18 protein-coding genes are annotated in these 18207 nt (G+C 29.0%); 7 read left to right on the top strand and 11 right to left on the bottom strand.

What is annotated here, in order from left to right; translation table 11 throughout:
* Window position 1 precedes the first annotated feature (1 nt).
* Both ASKIR_RS10075 and ASKIR_RS10070 read left to right on the top strand, forming a co-directional pair.
* A complete protein-coding gene (locus tag ASKIR_RS10075) occupies window positions 2–487 on the top strand; it encodes a hypothetical protein (RefSeq protein ID WP_066352233.1) in 486 nt (161 codons plus the stop codon).
* Window positions 488–489: 2 nt separating this feature from the next.
* Window positions 490–1059 (top strand): SCO family protein, encoded by a 570-nt coding sequence (locus ASKIR_RS10070; RefSeq protein ID WP_066352234.1) that lies wholly within the window; start codon window positions 490–492, stop codon window positions 1057–1059.
* Here ASKIR_RS10070 and ASKIR_RS10065 read toward each other — a convergent pair.
* Window positions 1049–1945, bottom strand: coding sequence for a metallophosphoesterase (locus ASKIR_RS10065; protein WP_228137907.1), 897 nt, complete (start codon window positions 1943–1945; stop codon window positions 1049–1051). The genes ASKIR_RS10070 and ASKIR_RS10065 overlap by 11 nt on opposite strands.
* A 351-nt stretch (window positions 1946–2296) precedes the next feature.
* Between ASKIR_RS10065 and ASKIR_RS10060 the strand changes: the two genes are divergently transcribed.
* Entirely contained in the window at window positions 2297–2860 is a 564-nt protein-coding gene (locus ASKIR_RS10060) for a hypothetical protein (protein WP_066352239.1), read from the top strand.
* 10 nt (window positions 2861–2870) lie between these two features.
* On the opposite strand, the gene ASKIR_RS10055 is transcribed toward ASKIR_RS10060, so the two are convergent.
* Window positions 2871–4181 (bottom strand): aminotransferase class V-fold PLP-dependent enzyme, encoded by a 1311-nt coding sequence (locus tag ASKIR_RS10055; RefSeq protein WP_066352242.1) that lies wholly within the window; start codon window positions 4179–4181, stop codon window positions 2871–2873.
* Between the two features lie 54 nt (window positions 4182–4235).
* Entirely contained in the window at window positions 4236–5525 is a 1290-nt protein-coding gene (locus ASKIR_RS10050; protein WP_066352244.1) for a saccharopine dehydrogenase C-terminal domain-containing protein, read from the bottom strand.
* A 63-nt stretch (window positions 5526–5588) separates the two neighbouring features.
* Between ASKIR_RS10050 and trpB the strand changes: the two genes are divergently transcribed.
* Complete coding sequence (gene trpB / locus ASKIR_RS10045) at window positions 5589–6800, top strand: tryptophan synthase subunit beta (RefSeq protein WP_066160022.1); 1212 nt, start codon at window positions 5589–5591, stop codon at window positions 6798–6800.
* A gap of 9 nt (window positions 6801–6809) precedes the next feature.
* On the opposite strand, the gene ASKIR_RS10040 is transcribed toward trpB, so the two are convergent.
* The 8 genes from ASKIR_RS10040 to ASKIR_RS10000 form a co-directional block, all read right to left on the bottom strand.
* On the bottom strand, window positions 6810–7898 hold the full coding sequence (locus ASKIR_RS10040; RefSeq protein WP_066352250.1) for a sulfite reductase: 1089 nt from the start codon (window positions 7896–7898) through the stop codon (window positions 6810–6812).
* 11 nt (window positions 7899–7909) lie between these two features.
* Window positions 7910–9319: a sulfate adenylyltransferase subunit CysN gene (gene cysN, locus ASKIR_RS10035; protein ID WP_115588056.1), complete on the bottom strand. Its 1410-nt coding sequence runs from the start codon at window positions 9317–9319 to the stop codon at window positions 7910–7912.
* Window position 9320: 1 nt separating this feature from the next.
* Window positions 9321–10232: a sulfate adenylyltransferase subunit CysD gene (gene cysD / locus ASKIR_RS10030; RefSeq protein ID WP_066160013.1), complete on the bottom strand. Its 912-nt coding sequence runs from the start codon at window positions 10230–10232 to the stop codon at window positions 9321–9323.
* A gap of 381 nt (window positions 10233–10613) precedes the next feature.
* A complete protein-coding gene (locus ASKIR_RS10020) occupies window positions 10614–11315 on the bottom strand; it encodes a phosphoadenylyl-sulfate reductase (RefSeq protein WP_066352262.1) in 702 nt (233 codons plus the stop codon).
* A gap of 7 nt (window positions 11316–11322) precedes the next feature.
* Window positions 11323–11553 (bottom strand): DUF2061 domain-containing protein, encoded by a 231-nt coding sequence (locus tag ASKIR_RS10015; protein WP_066160007.1) that lies wholly within the window; start codon window positions 11551–11553, stop codon window positions 11323–11325.
* Between the two features lie 55 nt (window positions 11554–11608).
* The gene (gene cysK / locus ASKIR_RS10010) at window positions 11609–12541 is read right to left on the bottom strand and encodes a cysteine synthase A (protein WP_066352264.1); all 933 of its coding nucleotides are present in this window, start codon (window positions 12539–12541) and stop codon (window positions 11609–11611) included.
* Between the two features lie 132 nt (window positions 12542–12673).
* Entirely contained in the window at window positions 12674–13087 is a 414-nt protein-coding gene (locus ASKIR_RS10005; protein WP_066160001.1) for an RrF2 family transcriptional regulator, read from the bottom strand.
* Between the two features lie 6 nt (window positions 13088–13093).
* Window positions 13094–14365, bottom strand: coding sequence for an O-acetylhomoserine aminocarboxypropyltransferase/cysteine synthase family protein (locus ASKIR_RS10000; protein WP_066352272.1), 1272 nt, complete (start codon window positions 14363–14365; stop codon window positions 13094–13096).
* Window positions 14366–14571: 206 nt separating this feature from the next.
* Between ASKIR_RS10000 and ASKIR_RS09995 the strand changes: the two genes are divergently transcribed.
* The 3 genes from ASKIR_RS09995 (at window position 14572) to ASKIR_RS09985 (ending at window position 18177) form a co-directional block, all read left to right on the top strand.
* Window positions 14572–14889 (top strand): cupin domain-containing protein, encoded by a 318-nt coding sequence (locus tag ASKIR_RS09995; RefSeq protein ID WP_066352275.1) that lies wholly within the window; start codon window positions 14572–14574, stop codon window positions 14887–14889.
* Between the two features lie 9 nt (window positions 14890–14898).
* Window positions 14899–16128, top strand: a complete 1230-nt coding sequence (locus ASKIR_RS09990; RefSeq protein ID WP_066352278.1) for a BaiN/RdsA family NAD(P)/FAD-dependent oxidoreductase — start codon at window positions 14899–14901, stop codon at window positions 16126–16128.
* An 87-nt stretch (window positions 16129–16215) separates the two neighbouring features.
* On the top strand, window positions 16216–18177 hold the full coding sequence (locus ASKIR_RS09985) for a methyl-accepting chemotaxis protein (protein ID WP_115588057.1): 1962 nt from the start codon (window positions 16216–16218) through the stop codon (window positions 18175–18177).
* Window positions 18178–18207: the final 30 nt, after the last annotated feature.

The raw sequence follows: 18207 nt of genomic DNA, 5'->3' as shown, positions 1-18207 counted from the left end.
TATGGAAAAACAAAACAATAGTCTAAAAAGTACAATAATCTCAATAGTTGTTGTACTTTTTATTGTAGGCACATATTTTCTAATCGATTTTAATCAACTTATTCAATCATTTAAAGGAGATGTTGATTATGTAACTCAAGATAGCTCTTGCAACCTAAAAAAAGAGCCTTGCAAAATTGTAATTCAAGATGGTACGGAGTTTATTTTAAGTGTTGATCCAAAAGAGATTCCACTTATGAAAGAGATTACATTTTCTATAAAAAGTAATAATCCAAACCTAAAAAACTTAACTTTAAATATCTATTCAACAACTATGTATATGGGAGAGTATTTTTTGGATATTAAAAACTTAGGAGATGGAAATTATGAAGCTATTGGAACTTTACCTACATGTTATGTTGATAATATGAAGTGGAATGCAGATATAATAGTAGATAAAACTACACACTCTATTGGTGCAAGATTTCAGTTTGAAACGAGGATATAAAAATGAAATTTTTATTTAAGATTTTAGCTATTTTTTTGGTATCTGTTATTTTAATAGTTATTTTAAAACCTTATGTAGATGATTATAAAGAGAGAAAAAACTACGATTTTATTTTAGATACTCACGATGGCAAAATATCTAAAGATGATTTTAAAGGGAAAGTTGTAGCTTTATATTTTGGATATACATTTTGTCCTGATGTTTGCCCTACATCTTTAAGCTCTTTGGCATTTGCTTTAAATAAATTTGATAGTTCACAAATCGAAGATTTTGTTGGAATTTTTGTAAGTGTTGATCCACAAAGAGATAGTTTAGAAAATATAAAAAACTATGCAAAATATTTTCACAAAAATTTTATTGGAGCAACTTCAAATAAAGAGTATATAGATGATCTTACAAAAAGATATGGTTCATATTATGAAAAAGTTGTTTTAGAGGGTTCTGCTATGGATTACTCTGTTGCTCACACTTCATATATCTATATTTTTGATAAAGATGGAAAATTTGTATCAAAAATTGATCACTTCTCAAATCCAACAAAAATAGAGGAGATTTTAAAAACTATCCTATAAGATTAAGGATAGTTATCTCGCTGCTAGCCCCCAATCTCATTGGTGGTCCCCAAAATCCAGTTCCTTTATTTACATAAACTTGCGTGTACTCATTGTGAGTATTTAAACCTTTTACATAAGGTTGTTCAAGTTTTACTAAAAAATTAAATGGAAAAATCTGACCACCGTGAGTGTGTCCACATAAAATCAAATCAATATTTTGTGTATCTTCCAAAGAGTTTATATATTTTGGTTGATGAGCTAAAAGAACTGTTGGATGGTTTTCGCAATTTTCTAAAGCTTTGTTTATATCTGGAATATATGAGCCATATCTAAAACCAAATCTATCATAAACTCCAGCTAAATAAAAACCTTGATTTTCTTCTCCAATATAGACATTTTCATTCTCTAAAGTTTTTATTCCTAAAGAGTTTACATAATCAATTATTGGTTTAACTCCATGAAAATACTCATGATTTCCAACTATAAAGTATGTTCCATAAACTGTATTTATATTTTTTAACTCATCTAAAGCAGCTTTTGCAAACTTTAGTTTGGTATCCACTAAGTCACCAGTTATTACAACAATATCGGGTGTTAAAATATTTATCTTTGCTACTAAATCTTTTATAAAATCTTTATCAATCAATCCACCAATATGTATATCGCTTATTTGAACTATTTTATATGGTTTTTTTAGATTTTTAATCTTTACATCTACAACTTCTAACTCAATATTTCTAGCATTATCCATGGCTTTTAGATTTGTCGCCAAAATAAGTGATGTTGCACCAATATCAAGTGTTTTTTTGAAAAAGTTTCGTCTTTTTGTTGATAGTTTTGATTTTTTGAAACCAATTGAGATGAGGTCATGAAATAAAGTGATAATAAATGTTAGAAATATCACCCCAATTGGTAAGGAAAGGAGAAAATAGAGCCAGTTTGGCACTAGTGGAAAGTATCTAGCAAGTGGGTACAAAAGAGCACCAAAAAATGTTAAATATAATACAAAGCTAAAATACTTCCTAGTTTTATGTTTAAAATCTAGTTTATCGATAAACCGTTTTTTAATTATATAGGTTTGAAAAGAGAAGGCTATCAGATAAACTGAGAAAAAAATCACAAAACTCATGAAGAAATTATAAATATATTTGATTAATAGTATTTAAATAAAGAGTTAATCAAATATATAATTTAACCTTTATATAACAAACAAATAAATATAATCTTTGCTAAATTTTAATAAAAAGAGATAGATATGTTTAAAAAAATAATTTCAAGTTTTATAATCTTTTTTGCTATGAACTCTTCTGCTATGAGTTTTAATACAGATACTTTTGTAGGAGTTGGTACAGGACTTGGTTTTGTAAAACAGAGTGAAAAAGGTGGAAGCAAAAATGAAGATGGTACGGATACATCTACTTTGCTTATTTTAAAAGCTGGAGTTGTGATAGAGGATTTTAGAAGAGTTTCATTTATTTATAATCCATCATATTTAAGCGAAACAAGAATAAACACTTTTCTTGGTGCTTTTGATTATATATTGCCAATAGATTATAGTAGGTCAAAGCTATTTTTAGGAGCACATTTAGGATTTACAAATGTTGAGAAAAAAAATCTTGAAGGCTCAAATGCAACAGATTTTGTATATGGAGCTCAATTTGGAATTTTAAATGATATTGCTCATAATTTAGAGTTAGAGATTGGGACTAAATTTACAAAATATGATATAGATAAAAATTATAAAGAGAATGGTGCTGATGTAAAATATAAGCTCGATAGAGTTATTGATTTTTATGCAACTATAAATTATAGGTTTTAAAATAGTTAAACTATTTTAAAAACTTTTTAATCTCATCAACCAAAGCTTTTATCTCATCTTTTGTTTGTGTAAAATGAACACCAACTCTAAGCCATCCTGGTCGATTTTTCATAGATACTTTTTTAAGTCCCAGTAAATCATGTCCATAAGGTCCAGCACAAGAACAGCCAGCTCTTGTTTGGAAGTTCTTTTTATTTGCAAGATTTTCACAAAGTAAATAAGGATTAAAATCTTTTATATTAAAAGATACAATACCAATATTTGGGGCATCTTTTACACCATAAATTAATAAATCATCAATACCCTCAAGCTCTTTTAACAAATAGCTTAAAAGCTCCTCTTTTTTGTTTTTTATAAACTCTAATCCAATCTCATTTCTAAGTTGATAAGCTAAAGCTGCTCTTATTAGTTGAGTAATAGGTGGTGTTCCTGCATCTTCTCTAGTCTCTATATCATCTTCATATATTTGAATAGATTTATTCACATATTTTACAGTTCCACCACCACAAAATGTTGGTGGAAGTTTTGTATCTACTAAAGATTTTTTTACAATTAAAATACCACAAGATCCAACTCCACCCAAAAGTTTATGCGGTGATAAATAGAGTGCATCATAATATTTGCAAGGAATATTCATATAAGAGCTTGAAGCTGCTGCATCAAAACATACAGTCGCATTATATTTTCGCAATAACTTTGAAACTTTTTTATAGCAAGTAATTATTCCTGTAACATTTGAAGCAATTGTAAAAGAACCAATAATCTCTCTATTTTTATTTTTTTCAAGTATCTTTTCAAGGTGTTTTAAATCAATTAATCCTTCACTTGTAAGTTTTACTCTCTTTGTAAGAGCTAGTGATTCTCTAAATGATATCTCATTTGAGTGGTGTTCATAAGGTCCTACAATTACCAAAGGCATAGATTTTTTAATATCTTTTAATCCTTTTTGTTTTAACCTCTCTTTAGTTTTTGGTGGAATATAAACTCCTAAAATCTCTTGAAGTTTTTTTATAGCTGCTGTTGCTCCAAAACCACTTGGTAAAACTACAAAATCATCATCAAGAGCTAAAGAGTTTCTAAGGCTTTGTTTTGCACCTTCATAATATTTTGTAGTAATTTTTGCATTTGTACTCTCTTTTGAGTGAGTATTTGCGTAGTATTCTAAAACTTCATGTATTCGATTCTCTATTGGTCTAAAACCTAAACCTGAGGCTGTAAAATCAAAGTATTTCTCTTTGTTTTTTCCAATTGTGTTGTATCTTAAATAGTTTAAAATATCTACATTTTCATTTAAAAATGGTCTAAAAATATCTTTTTGCATAAAAATCTCTTTACAATTATAATCTTTTATAAAAGTTATAATTTTATCTTATTTTTATTTAATTTGACTTATTAGATTGATTTTATAGTTGTTTAGCTCTCTTTTAATAATATCATTTGTAAAACCACCAAATATTTTTGGAAGATTTTCACTTAAAACTACACCTTTTAGATATTTTTTGTTTAAAAGTGAATAGAAGATTAAAATTCCAGCTGCAACTCCTGTAGCATATGAAATATATGTAGAGCCAGAAAAAGGGCTATTTATAAGCTCTGTATATTTACTAAAAGATAGACCAATTGATTCTATACTTTTTATTTTTTTATCATCTTTTGTTTTTATCTCTAAATATATATCAGCTATTGCACTAAACTCTGCATATTTTATAGTCTTCTTTTTTATATAATCCTCTATTACTTCAGGACTTTTCATCTTTGGAATTATGTTTTTGATTATCTTATTTATTGATATTTTTTCCTCTTTGTCTTCAAAGCAATATGTATTTGAGAAAAGGTTTAGTTGGTATAGACTTTTCATAAGTTCAAGCTCATTTCCACCAATATTTAATCTAATATTTTTTATATTAGGAAAACTTTGTTTTAAAGATATAAGCTCCTCTTGAAATACTGGATAAACATCTACAATATTTCTAAAATATGGAAACTTATATGGTTTTGATTTTGCAAATGGTGCGAGCTGTTTTATTTTATTGTTTTTAAAAAATATTGGTGAGAATGTAAGTTCATCAATAGCAACTTTTGGTGACCATGAAAAGATTAGTTTTTTTGATTGTATCTCTTCTAGCAGATTTATCTCTATTTTTGTGATTTTTATATTGTGTGGTAAAGATGACAAAGAGTCAATTTTTTCGCCTATTAAAAAATTTGTTATTCCAGGAGATATTCCTAGGTTTATAAGTGCAAATAGATTTTTACTTTTTAACTCATCTTCAAGTGATTGTTGCTCAAATTTTAAAGAGTTTATAACTTCATTTTTGTAAATATCACTTGCCAAATCAGCATAGTTTGTATTAAACTCAATTGCAAGTTTCATAATATTTAAATTATAAGAAGGAGTTGAGCTATTTATAAAGATATCAAAATTTTTTAACTCTTTTTTATATTTTTCTGGATTTGAAAAAATCTCTTCAAAGTTTGATACTTCTAAAAAATCTGATTTATTTAAAAGCTTGCTATTTTTAAATAGATGTTTTTTTGCTCTTCTTTTGTCTCGCACTATAAATAAAAAATCTACAAAACTATTTTCACTTTTATTTGAAAGTTCATCAAAAAGTGTTGCCATAACACTTGAAACCGCACCTAAACCAAAAAAAACTACTCTCATATAAACCCCTAAAATTATTTAAAATATGATATATTTTTGTATTTTATTTTAAAGGTACTTAATATGCAAAGAAATAGACCATATTTACAAACTTTTCCAGATGAAAATGGGTTTTTTGGTAAATTTGGAGGATCTTTTATCCCACCACAACTTGAAGAGCCATTTAATGAGATAAATGAGGCTTATAAAAAGCTATCAAATGATTTTGAATTTCTAAATGAGTTAAAAAAGATTAGAAAATATTATCAAGGAAGACCAACTCCAATTACATATTGTAAAAATCTTTCTGAGTCAATAGATGGAGCTAGAATTTATCTTAAAAGAGAGGATTTGAATCATACAGGGGCTCATAAATTAAATCACTGTATGGCTGAAGCACTACTAGCAAAATATTTGGGTAAGAAAAAATTAATAGCTGAAACAGGTGCTGGGCAACATGGTGTTGCACTTGCAACTGCTGCAGCATATTTTGGATTAGAGTGTGAAATTCACATGGGTGAAGTTGATATTAAAAAAGAGCATCCAAATGTTGTAAAAATGAAAATTCTTGGAGCAAAAGTTGTGCCTGTGTCAAAAGGATTAAAAACTTTAAAAGAGGCAGTTGATAGTGCTTTTGAGAGCTATTTAAGTGATACAAAAAACTCTATGTTTGCAATTGGAAGTGTAGTTGGTCCTCATCCATTTCCAAAGATGGTAAGAGATTTCCAAAGTGTAGTGGGAATTGAAGCTAAAGAGCAGTTTTTAGAGATGACTGGAAAACTTCCAGATGCAATAGCAGCTTGTGTTGGTGGTGGAAGTAATGCTATGGGAATCTTTAGTGCATTTATTGAAGATAGTGTTGATTTATATGCAATAGAACCAGCTGGAAAAGGCTCTAAGTTAGGTGAACATAGTGCAAGTATTACTTATGGAAAAGAGGGAGTTATGCATGGATTTAACTCTATTATGCTAAGTGATGAAAATGGAGAACCAGCTGCTGTTCATTCAATTGCAAGTGGAATAGATTATCCATCTGTTGGTCCTGAGCATGCATATTTAAGTAGTATAAAAAGAACAAAAGTTGGACTTTGTAGTGATGAGGAGTCAATAGAAGCTTTTTATACTCTTTCAAGAAGCGAGGGAATTATTCCAGCACTTGAATCTGCTCATGCTGTTGCATTTGCTATGAAATGGGCAAAAGAGAAAGAGAACTTTGGAAAATCTATTTTAGTAAATTTAAGTGGAAGAGGGGAGAAGGATATAGATTTTATAATTGAAAACTATCCAAGAGTTTAAGCTTTTAGCTTAACTCTTAGCTTCAAAACCAATAGAAGATAGCTCTTCAACTAGATTTTGGGCATTTTTTGATGGAACATCAAGAATAATAATATTTGCTTTGTGCGTAAGTTTTATTTTTGTTGCTTCGCTCTTTTCTAAACTGTTTATAAAAATTTCAAAATTTTTACTTGAGATTTTTGAATTTTTAACCTTACATCCAACATATGAAAAACCATCTTGTGAACTTTTGTTTATTCCCATTCTAGGTTTTCTTGGAATTTCTGATCTGTTTATAAAAAGAGTGCTTTTAAATTTAAAATCTAGCATTGAACTTAAAATATCAACAAATACACTCAAAGAGATACTATCTATAAAATCTTTGAAACTATTTTCTGATTTCTCATCTCTAGGTCCAAAATCTTTATAAATATTCGCAATTGCTCTTGTTGTATGTATTATTTTTGAAGCATTTATATATCCAATATTTATATCTAATATTTTAACTGCAAATACAATTTTACCACTCTCATCTTTTGTTGCATTAAAACTTATATCAGGAGTAAATCCAATATCACAACCCTCTTCGTATCCACTAATTGATATTTGTAAAGAGTTTGGAAGATTAAAAAAGTTTTTGTTTGCTACAAAAGTATCATTTATCTTATTTGCAATCTCTTCAACATCATATATTTGAGTGCTATCAACTCTATTTGCAGGGCATGTTAAAACTCTTTTTATACTATGACTTGATTCAAAAAAACTAGATAGTTTTACCTCTTTTAAAATATTAAAAATTTTAGGAAGATTAAAAAGTTTTATATCTTCAAACTCTATTTTTTGACAAGGCAAAATATTTAATGACTCATTTGAAAACTCTTTTGAGATTTTTAAAATCTCTTTTAACTCTTTTAATCCCAACTCTCCTAAATTTATAGGAATTCTTAAAGAAAAAGCCTCTTGTAAAGAGTCTTTTGCATAGACTCCATACCATTTAAAAAGCTCCAAATCTTCATTTGAAATCTTTTCAGAAAAAACTATATGGTAGAACAGTTTCGCGATTATATCATCGCTTAATCTATCTTTTTTTAGTTTTTCAATATTTATAACCGCAGACATTTAAACTCCTACTAAAAAATCTCTTTGCACTCCCAGTGTGGAAAGTGTTTTCGCACAAGTGCATTAAACTCAATCTCAAAAGCACTATAAGAGCTATCTTTTTTGCTTTGATCACTTGATTTTGATCTAATCATACCAGCACCAACAGTGTTGTTTGTAACTCTATCTATTATTATAAAGCTTCCCATTGTTTTTATTTTATCATAAATATCGTATGCAATTATTTGCTCTAAATCAAGTTTTGCTCTTGCTATCTCATTTAAGTTTAGAGTATTTGTTGCACTTCTTTCCAATGTGTTTACATCTGTTTTATAATAAAATTGACTAATAGTTCCAACTGTTGTAGTTGTTGCTCTTTTAATAAAATATTGTTTTCCTTTTATTAGTGGATCTTCACTTAACCATACAATATCAACATCAAAATTGTTTGCCTCATCAGCTTGTTCATCACTTTTTACAATCACATCTCCACGACTAATATCAATCTCATCTTCAAGTGTAATTGTAACTGCTTGCTGCGCATATGCATAAGGCAAATTTCCATCATAAGTTACAATCTCTTTTACTTTTGAGCTTTTATGTGAAGGTAAAACTGTTATCTCATCACCAACTTTTATAACTCCACTTGCAATTGTTCCACAAAATCCTCTAAAATTTAAGTTTGGTCTATTTACATATTGAACTGGAAATCTAAAGTGTGTTAAATCTCTATCATTATGAATCTCTACATTTTCTAAATGTTCCATCAAAGTAGCACCTTTGTACCAAGGTGATTTGTCACTTCTTTCAACTACATTATCACCATTTAGTGCAGATAGAGGAATTAATGTAATGTTGTTTGTAAGACCTAACTCTTTTGCAAATTTTAGATAATCCTCTTTAATTTTATTAAAAACATCTTCTCTAAAATCCATTAGATCCATTTTGTTTACAGCAATTACAATATGGTTTATTCCTAAAAGTTTATTTATAAAAGAGTGCCTTTTCGTTTGAGTTTGAACCCCATATCTTGCATCTATTAGAATAATTGCTAAGTTTGCTGTACTAGCTCCCGTTGCCATATTTCTTGTATATTGCTCATGACCTGGAGTATCTGCAATAATAAATTTTCTTTTATCAGTTGTAAAATATCTATAAGCAACATCAATAGTAATTCCTTGCTCTCTTTCACTTTGTAAACCATCTACAAGTAAAGATAAGTCAAACTCATTGTTTGTTGTATTGTTTTTTTTACTATCTTTTTTTATAGTTGCTAATTGATCTTCAAAAATCATCTTTGAGTCATGAAGCAATCTTCCAATTAAAGTAGATTTTCCATCATCAACATTTCCACAAGTTATAAATCTAAGAAGCTGTTTATTCTCATGCTCTTTTAAATAACTCTCTATATCTTTTGCAATTTTTTCTTCTAATATACTCATCTTAAAAATACCCTTCTATTTTTTTCTTCTCCATAGATCCAGCACTATCATTATCTATTACCCTTCCTTGTCTTTCACTCGTTTTTGTTAAAAGCATCTCTTGAATAATCTCAGGTAGTGTTGTAGCAGTTGAATTTACAGCTCCAGTTAGTGGATAACATCCTAAAGTTCTAAATCTAACCATCTCCTCTTTTATAACATCATCTTTTTCAATTGGCATTCTGTCATCATCAACCATGATTTTTACACCATCTTTAAGAACTACTGGTCGTGAAGCTGCAAAATATAATGGAACTATTGGAATTTGCTCCAAATAGATATATTGCCAAATATCAAGTTCTGTCCAGTTTGAAAGTGGAAAAACTCTAATACTCTCATCTTTATGAACTCTTGCATTATATATATTCCAAAGTTCTGGTCTTTGATTTTTTGGATCCCATCTGTGATTTTTATCTCTAAAAGAGTAGATTCTCTCTTTTGCCCTAGATTTCTCCTCATCCCTTCTAGCTCCTCCAAAAACAGCATCAAACTTATATTTATTTAAGGCTTGTTTTAAACCTTGAGTTTTCATAATATCAGTGTGCACTGCACTTCCGTGAGTAAAAGGGCTAATATTCATCTCAATTCCATCTGGATTTGTATGCACTATTAGTTCAAATCCTTCCTCTTTTGCTCTTTTATCTCTAAACTCTATCATCTCTTTAAATTTCCATAAAGTATCCACATGTAAAAGTGGAAATGGTAATTTTGCAGGAGCAAAGGCTTTTAGTGCTAAATGAAGCATTACAGCCGAATCTTTTCCAACACTATACATCATAACAGGGTTATCAAACTCTGCAACAACTTCTCTAATTATATGAATTGATTCAGCTTCTAGTTGTTTTAAATGTGTTAGTTGTTTTGTATCTAACATCTATTTTCTCCTCTTTAATTTGTCTATGTACTTTTTCTTTTTATAAAGAAAAGTACCAAAAGAAAATCGTTTGCTCGTTTCAAAATAGCTAAAAAATCTATAACAGTTCTAAAATTTGAAAACTCGCTTCGCTCAAACAGTTCAAATTTTTTAACGAACTTTATATAAATTTTTTTTAACGCTATTTTGAAAATGCAAACTTTTGCCAAAGGCTAGTTGTTGCTCTCCTTTGGATATAAAAAACTATTGCCGTTAGGCAATTCATTTGCCTTAGCAAGGGACACTTTGTCTTTTTAGAAATTTATTAAAAAAAATCCCTAAAAAGGCAACCGTGTTCCGATTTTGCATACTTTTTTAAAAAGTATGAAATAAAACAAAAAATCACTTCTTATGAAGCCCACACTCTTTATGCTCTGGGTTTTCCCACCACCATCTTCCAGCTCTTATATCCTCGCCATCTTTAATAGCTCTTGTACAAGGTTCACAACCAATACTTGGAAAGCCATTATCGTGTAGTTTATTGTATGGAACTTTATTCTTTTTTATATAATTCCAAACATCATCTTCGCTCCAGTTTATAAGTGGGTTTAGTTTTATAACTTTAAAATTTTCATCCCATTCAACTATTGGCATATTGGTTCTTGTAACACTTTGAGATGCTCTAAGCCCTGTAATCCAGATATCAACATTTTTTAAAGCTCTTTTCAAAGGCTCTATTTTTCTAATATTACAGCAATTTTTTCTCTTATCAATACTTTCAAAGTGACCATTTACACCTTGAACTTTATATAAGTTTTCAACATCTTCAAATTTTGGAAAAAAAACCTCTATTTTTACACCATATTTTAAATTTGTCTCATCTAAAACTTTGTAAGTTTCACTATGTAATCTTCCAGTATCAAGAGTAAATACTCTACTGTTTTTATTTACTTTAAATATCATATCTGTTAAAACTTGGTCTTCTGCACCTAGACTTGAACTAAAAGTCACATTTTTATAATTATCTAAAACATACTTGATTAATTCACTTGTATTTAAAGAGAAAATTTTTCCCTCAAGTTCTTTTAATAAATCTAAACTCATAAAAATCCTAAATTTGATAATCGTTTGCTGTTGGTTTTACTATTCCAAATTTTAGTTTATTCCAAACTCTTTCATGAAAATAGTATAAAATCATTTTTGTAATAACTTCAATTGAACCAATTGAAGCAGCCATAACTAAATTTCCCGTAATAAAATAGGAAATGATTATAGTATCTAGTGTTCCAACTGTTCTCCAAGAGATAGTTTTTGCTACTGATCTATAAGGTTTTTCATGCATATTCAACCTTTTTTATAATTTCTAAAAGAAAAATTAAAATATGTTATATAGAAGATTACTCTTCTATATAGTCATATAAACCTGAACTTAAATATCTCTCTCCTGTATCACAAAGAATTGTAACTATTGTTTTTCCTTTATTTTCAGGTCTTGAAGCAACAATTTTAGCAGCAAGTGCATTTGAACCTGAAGATACTCCAACTAAAAGTCCTTCAGTTTTTGCTAACTCTCTTGAGCTTTCAATTGCATCATCATTTGCAATTTTGATAACTTCATCATAAATCTTTGTATTTAAAACATCTGGTACAAATCCAGCTCCAATTCCTTGAATCTTATGTGGTCCTGGGTTACCTCCACTTAAAACTGGACTTGCTTCTGGCTCAACCGCAACTATTTTGATATTTGGATTATGAGCTTTTAAAACTTCACCAACACCTGTTAAAGTTCCACCTGTTCCAACACCTGCTATAAAAATATCAATTTTCCCATCTGTATCTTTTAAAATCTCTTGAGCTGTTGTATTTCTATGAATTTCTGGATTTGATGGATTTTGAAACTGTTGTAAAATTACAGAGTTTTTAATCTCACTATTTAACTCATTTGCTTTTTCAATAGCACCTTTCATCCCTTTTTCAGCTGGAGTTAGTACTAATTTAGCACCTAAAGCTTGAAGAAGTCTTCTTCTTTCAATACTCATTGAAGCTGGCATTACAAGGATTAGTTTTATTCCTAAAGCTGCACTAACACTTGCAAGTGCAACTCCTGTATTTCCACTTGTTGGTTCAATTAAAGTAGAGTCTTGATTTATTACACCTTTTTTTAAAGCATCCTGAATCATATTTGTTCCAATTCTATCTTTTACACTTGAACTTGGATTCATAAATTCACATTTACCTAAAACTAAAGCTCCACTTACATTGCTTGCATCTTGTAGTTTTACTAATGGAGTATTTCCTACTAATTCTGTTATATTATTTGCGTATTTCATATTGTATTCCTTTCATATGGTTCCCATATGAAAGGGAACCTAAATTTAATATTTGTCTACTTTTTATAGCGTGGATTTAAAATCCACTAAAAAGTAGCAAAAACCTAAAGGGCTTTGAGAACAAAGCCTATCTTAAATGTTGTAATGTAAAAACTCGTTATATTTACCTTCGTACTTATCTAAATCAGCCAAAGTTAAATCAAAAATCTTTTTTGTTTTCTCTTTTGACTCTTCAAAAAGAAGATTTAAAATTGGATTATCAACTTTTGAATCCACAATTTTAATATCATCTTCAAGAGCAACTAAAATATCAACTATTTTTATATCTTTTGAACTTTTTGCCAAAAGATAACCACCTCTAGCACCTCTAATACTTGTTACTAAATCTGCTCGTCTAAGCTTACTTAAAAGCTGCTCCAAGTAGTTTTGAGGAATAGAGGCATTTGCTGAAATATCCTTTATTTGCATGGGAGTATCATCTTTGTGTTTGCTTAACTCATAAATAGCAGCCAAACCATACACCCCCTTTGTTGAAATCAGTGGCATATCAAACTACTTGTTTAATGCTTGATTTAAATCTTCAATTAAATCAGCTGTATCTTCAAGTCCAATTGACAATCTAATTGTAACAGGACTAACTCCTGCTTTTTTTAGCTCCTCTTCACTTAGTTGCGAGTGAGTTGTAGAAGCTGGATGAACTATTAATGATTTACTATCACCAATATTTACAACAACACTAAATAGTTTTGCACTATCAATAACTTTTTTAGCCTCTTCAAAACTCTCTACTTCAAATGATATTAAACCACTTGCAAGTCCATTTTTAAAATATTTTTGAGCTTTATCAAAATATTTATCATCTTTTAATCCTGGATAAGAAACATTTTTCACTTTTTTATGTGATTTTAAAAACTGCGCAACTTTTAAAGCATTGCTTGAGTGTTTTTCAACTCTTAAACTTAAAGTCTCTAAACTTTGAATTAAAAGCCATGAGTTAAATGGTGCAGGAGTTGCTCCAATATCTCTTAAAAGTGATAATCTAGCTCTTAAACAAAAGTTTGGAAGTGGAACATCTGTATATACAAGTCCATGATAAGAAGCATCAGGAGTTGAAAAGTGTGGATATCTTGCACTATTTTGTTTGAAAAACTCTGCTAAACCATCTCTTTCAACAATAATTCCACCTAAAGCTGTACCATTTCCACTTGTATATTTACTTGTAGAGTGAACAACAACATCAACTCCCCATGAAATTGGGTTAAATAGTGCTGCTGTTGCAACTGTATTGTCACAAATTGTGATAATTCCATGTTTTTTTGCTACTTCAACTATTTTTTCAATAGCAGGAATTGCAATTTGAGGGTTTGATAATGATTCAAAGAAGATACCTTTTGTTTTATCATCAACTAAGCTCTCTAAATCACTAGCATCATCACTTTTAAAAGTTTTTACACTAATTCCAAATCTTTTTAATGTGAAATGAAACAGAGTTACACTTCCACCATAAAGTTTATCAGAGATTAAAATATTATCTCCAGCTTCTGCTATATTTGCAATTGAGTAGAAAACTGCACTAGCTCCACTTGAAGTAGCAAGTGCAGCAGCACCATTTTCAAGTTGAGCAAATCTTTGCTCTAAAATATCGTTTGTAGGGTTATTTAATCTTGTATAAATAGGTCCTAACTCTTTTAGTGCAAACAGATTTGCCGCATGTTCACTATCTCTAAACGCATAAGCTGTTGTTTGAGAAATAGGAATTGCCATCTCTCCATTTCCACTTTTTTTATCATATCCTGTGTGAATTGCTATTGTATCTTTTTGCATTTTATATCCTTTGCTTTTTAATCAAGTTTAAATTTATGTGGAATTATAAACAGATTTTTTTTAATTGTCAAGCTTTTTAATCAAATTTATATAGATATAGAATATATAGGGCTTTTAATTAAACTATAGTTATTTAATCAACTTTATAAAACTAGTTAAGTAATATTTTGATAAAATACCAAGAAATCAATAATTAAGAAGATAAATTGATAAAGAAATATAATATTTTTAAAAAGACTCCTATAGATAAAAAAGAGGAGAAATTTTTTGAAATTTTTAAAAATGATAAAATAAAAATAGAAAAAATTGTATCAAATGGACAAAAATCCCCTGATAATTTTTGGTATAAACAAGAAAAAAGTGAGTATATTTTGCTTTTGAGTGGATATGCTATTTTAGAGTTTGAAGATTTTGAAGTAGAGCTTTTTAAAGGTGATTGTTTAAATATAGAGGCTTTTAAAAAGCATAGAGTTAAATTTACAAGTCAAGATGAACCAACTATTTGGTTTGCAGTTTTTTATTAAAGGAAAATTTTGAAAATAGCGATAATAGGTGGTGGAGCTTCTGGAATAATAGCTGCAATCACAGCAAAAAGATTAAATAAAAATATAGAGATTGATATTTTTGATGCAAACAAAAGTATAGGTAAAAAAATTCTTGCAAGTGGAAATGGAAGATGCAATATCTCAAATACTTCAATTTCTTCAAAAAACTATTTAGGAGAGAATCCAACTTTTGTGGATTTTGCTTTAAAAGAGTTTGATTTTAAAGCATTTGAGAAATTTTGCAAAACTATTGGTCTTTTACTTGATATTAAAGAAAATGGTAAAGTTTATCCTCTTTCAAATGAAGCAAAATCTGTAACAAATCTTTTTTCTTTGGCTTTAGAAGAGTTAAATGTAAATATGTTTTGTGAACACTTTGTAAAAAAAGTAGAAAAACTAGATGACAATTTTTTTATTTATGCAAATGATAAAGAGTTTAAATCCTATGATAAAGTTTTAATTTCAAGTGGATTAGCTGCTGCTCCTCAACTAAATGCAACTGAAATTGGTCTTGAAATTGCATCAAGTTTTGGACACACTTTTAATCCTACATATCCAAGCCTTGTTGGACTTCAAACAAAAGATACATACAAAGGAAAACTTCAAGGAGTTAAAAAAGAGTGTAGTGTAGGATTGTATATAAATGGAAGTTTTGAACAAGAGATTTTAGGAGATGTTCTGTTTACCGCTTATGGTGTATCAGGATTTGCTATTTTAGATATATCTCAAAGAGCTGTTTTGGCTTTGACTCAATTTTATGATGTTGAACTTAGAGTTAATTTTTTTCCTAAAACAAATCCAAATGATTTGGCAAATCAAATACAAACTTTGTTTAAAAATTTACCAAAGCAAAAAGCAGTTGATATTTTAACTGGACTTATATCAAATAAAATAGCTCCAATACTTTTAGAGATTTGTAAAATTGATATAAATACAAAAGCAGATGATATAAATACAAAACAGATAAAATCACTTGCTCATCAGCTAAACTCATGGAGATTAAAAGTAGTAGATACTCAAGGATTTTCTCATGCGGAAGCAAGTGGTGGAGGAGTGCGAACTTGTGAAGTAGATAATAAAACTTATGAGAGTAAAATCGTAAGAAATCTATTTTTTGCTGGAGAGGTTTTAGATATAGTAGGAAATAGAGGTGGGTACAATCTTCACTTTGCATGGGCTAGTGGTTATTTGGTGGGGAAAAATTTGGCAAATATTTAATCAAATATTTATAGATAAGCGAGTTAAAGCGAATTTATAAACAAATATAGATAAAATTTACAAATTAATTATTTATAAGGAAAAATTATGTTTAAAAACTTATCAACAAAAACAAAATTAGCTTTATTTCCAGCTATTTTTATAATAGCTACAGTTATAACAGCAATTATATATAGCTCATCTATTAGTTTTGTACAAGATAGAATTAAAATATCTTCACAAACTACTCTTTTAATTGATGAACTTCTAAAAGCAAGAATCACTATATACCAATTTATGCTAAATCCAACACAAAGTGGAAAAGATGCTATAGATAAACAGTGGACAAAGCTTATTGATGAAACACTTACACTAAAAGAGCTTTTTGCATCAAAAGAGAATAAAGATTTGTGTGATGTTGTAGTAAAAGATATAAAAGATTATTTAGTAGGTGTTGAAGTTCTTGCTAAACACTCTTTTGCAACAAACAAAGATGAGACAAGAGCAGAGTTTAGCGAAACTATGAAAAATATGATTAAAATAGTTCAAAATGTTGAAAAATATTACAATCAAATGAATAGTAGAAATGCAGATATAAGAGATGATGCTATTATTAAACTTACAACAAATCTATCTTTAGTTGCAGTTTTTGCTATAGGAATTTTTATTTTTATATCTATAATGATTTCAAATAGCATAGCTGGTTCTTTAAAAAACTTCAAAGATGGACTTTTGAGCTTCTTTAATTTCTTAAATAGAAAATCAGATGATATAACAATACTTGATGCTAGTTCTAAAGATGAGTTTGGTGATATGGCTAAACTTATCAATGAAAATATAGATATAGTTCAAGATACTATAGAAAAAGATAATGAACTAATAGATGAAGCAAAAAAGGTTATGATGAGAGTGAGAAATGGTTGGTATTCTCAAACAATAGATAAATCAACTCCAAATGCTTCTCTTGAAGAGTTTAAAAATGAGTTAAACGAGATGATTATTCACACAAAAGATAGATTTGAAGATATCAATAAAGTTTTAGCCTCTTACTCTGCTTATGATTATCGACCTGTATTAAAACTTGGTGATAAAGACGAAGTAGGTGGAGTTCTTGAAAAAATGATAAATGGGATAAATGCGCTTCAAGAAGCTATTGTTTCAATGTTAAAAGATAGTTTAGAAAATGGTATAAGACTTGAAAGCTCTTCAAAAAATCTAATACAGAATGTAAATATCCTAAATCAAAGTTCAAACGAAGCTGCTGCAAGTCTTGAAGAGACAGCAGCTGCACTAGAAGAGATTACAAGCACAGTTACAAGCAATTCTAGCAATGTTATTAAGATGTCGGGCTACTCAAATGAGGTAAGTAACTCAGCTAAAAAAGGTCAAGAGATGGCAAGAAATACTGCTGTTGCTATGGATGAAATTACAAATCAAGTAACACATATAAATGAAGCAATAGCAGTAATTGACCAAATTGCTTTCCAAACAAATATTCTTTCACTAAATGCTGCTGTTGAAGCTGCAACTGCTGGAGAGGCTGGAAAAGGATTTGCTGTTGTTGCGCAAGAGGTAAGAAATCTTGCAACAAGAAGTGCAGAAGCTGCAAAAGAGATTAAAGATATTGTAGAGATGGCAACTTCAAAAGCACAAGAGGGAAAAAATATCTCTGATTTGATGATAAAAGATTACGAAGAGCTTTTATCTAATATTGAGAAATCATCACAAATGATAAATGAGATTTCAGATGCAAGTAAAGAGCAACAAGCTGGAATTTCTCAAATCAACGATACTGTTACAATGCTTGATCAAAAAACTCAACAAAATGCAATTGTAGCTTCAAAAACTCACGATATAGCAAATGAAACTGACAGTATCTCAAAACATATTGTAGAAGATGTTTTAGAAAAAAGATTTTTAGGTAAAGATAAGATAGTTGAAGAGAGTAGAAAAAATTTAAATATAGAAGAAAAAGTTATTTTAAAAAATGAAACTAAAAAAACTGAAAAGTTTGTTACAAATAAAATAGAAGCTACAAAATCAAAAGATGATGAATGGGAGAGCTTTTAAAAAAAGAGCTAGGAGAAATAATTTATCTTT

It is taken from the genome of Aliarcobacter skirrowii CCUG 10374 (assembly GCF_003544835.1).
GTDB classification, from domain to species: domain Bacteria; phylum Campylobacterota; class Campylobacteria; order Campylobacterales; family Arcobacteraceae; genus Aliarcobacter; species Aliarcobacter skirrowii.
This window is presented reverse-complemented; position numbering and strand designations above follow the sequence as displayed.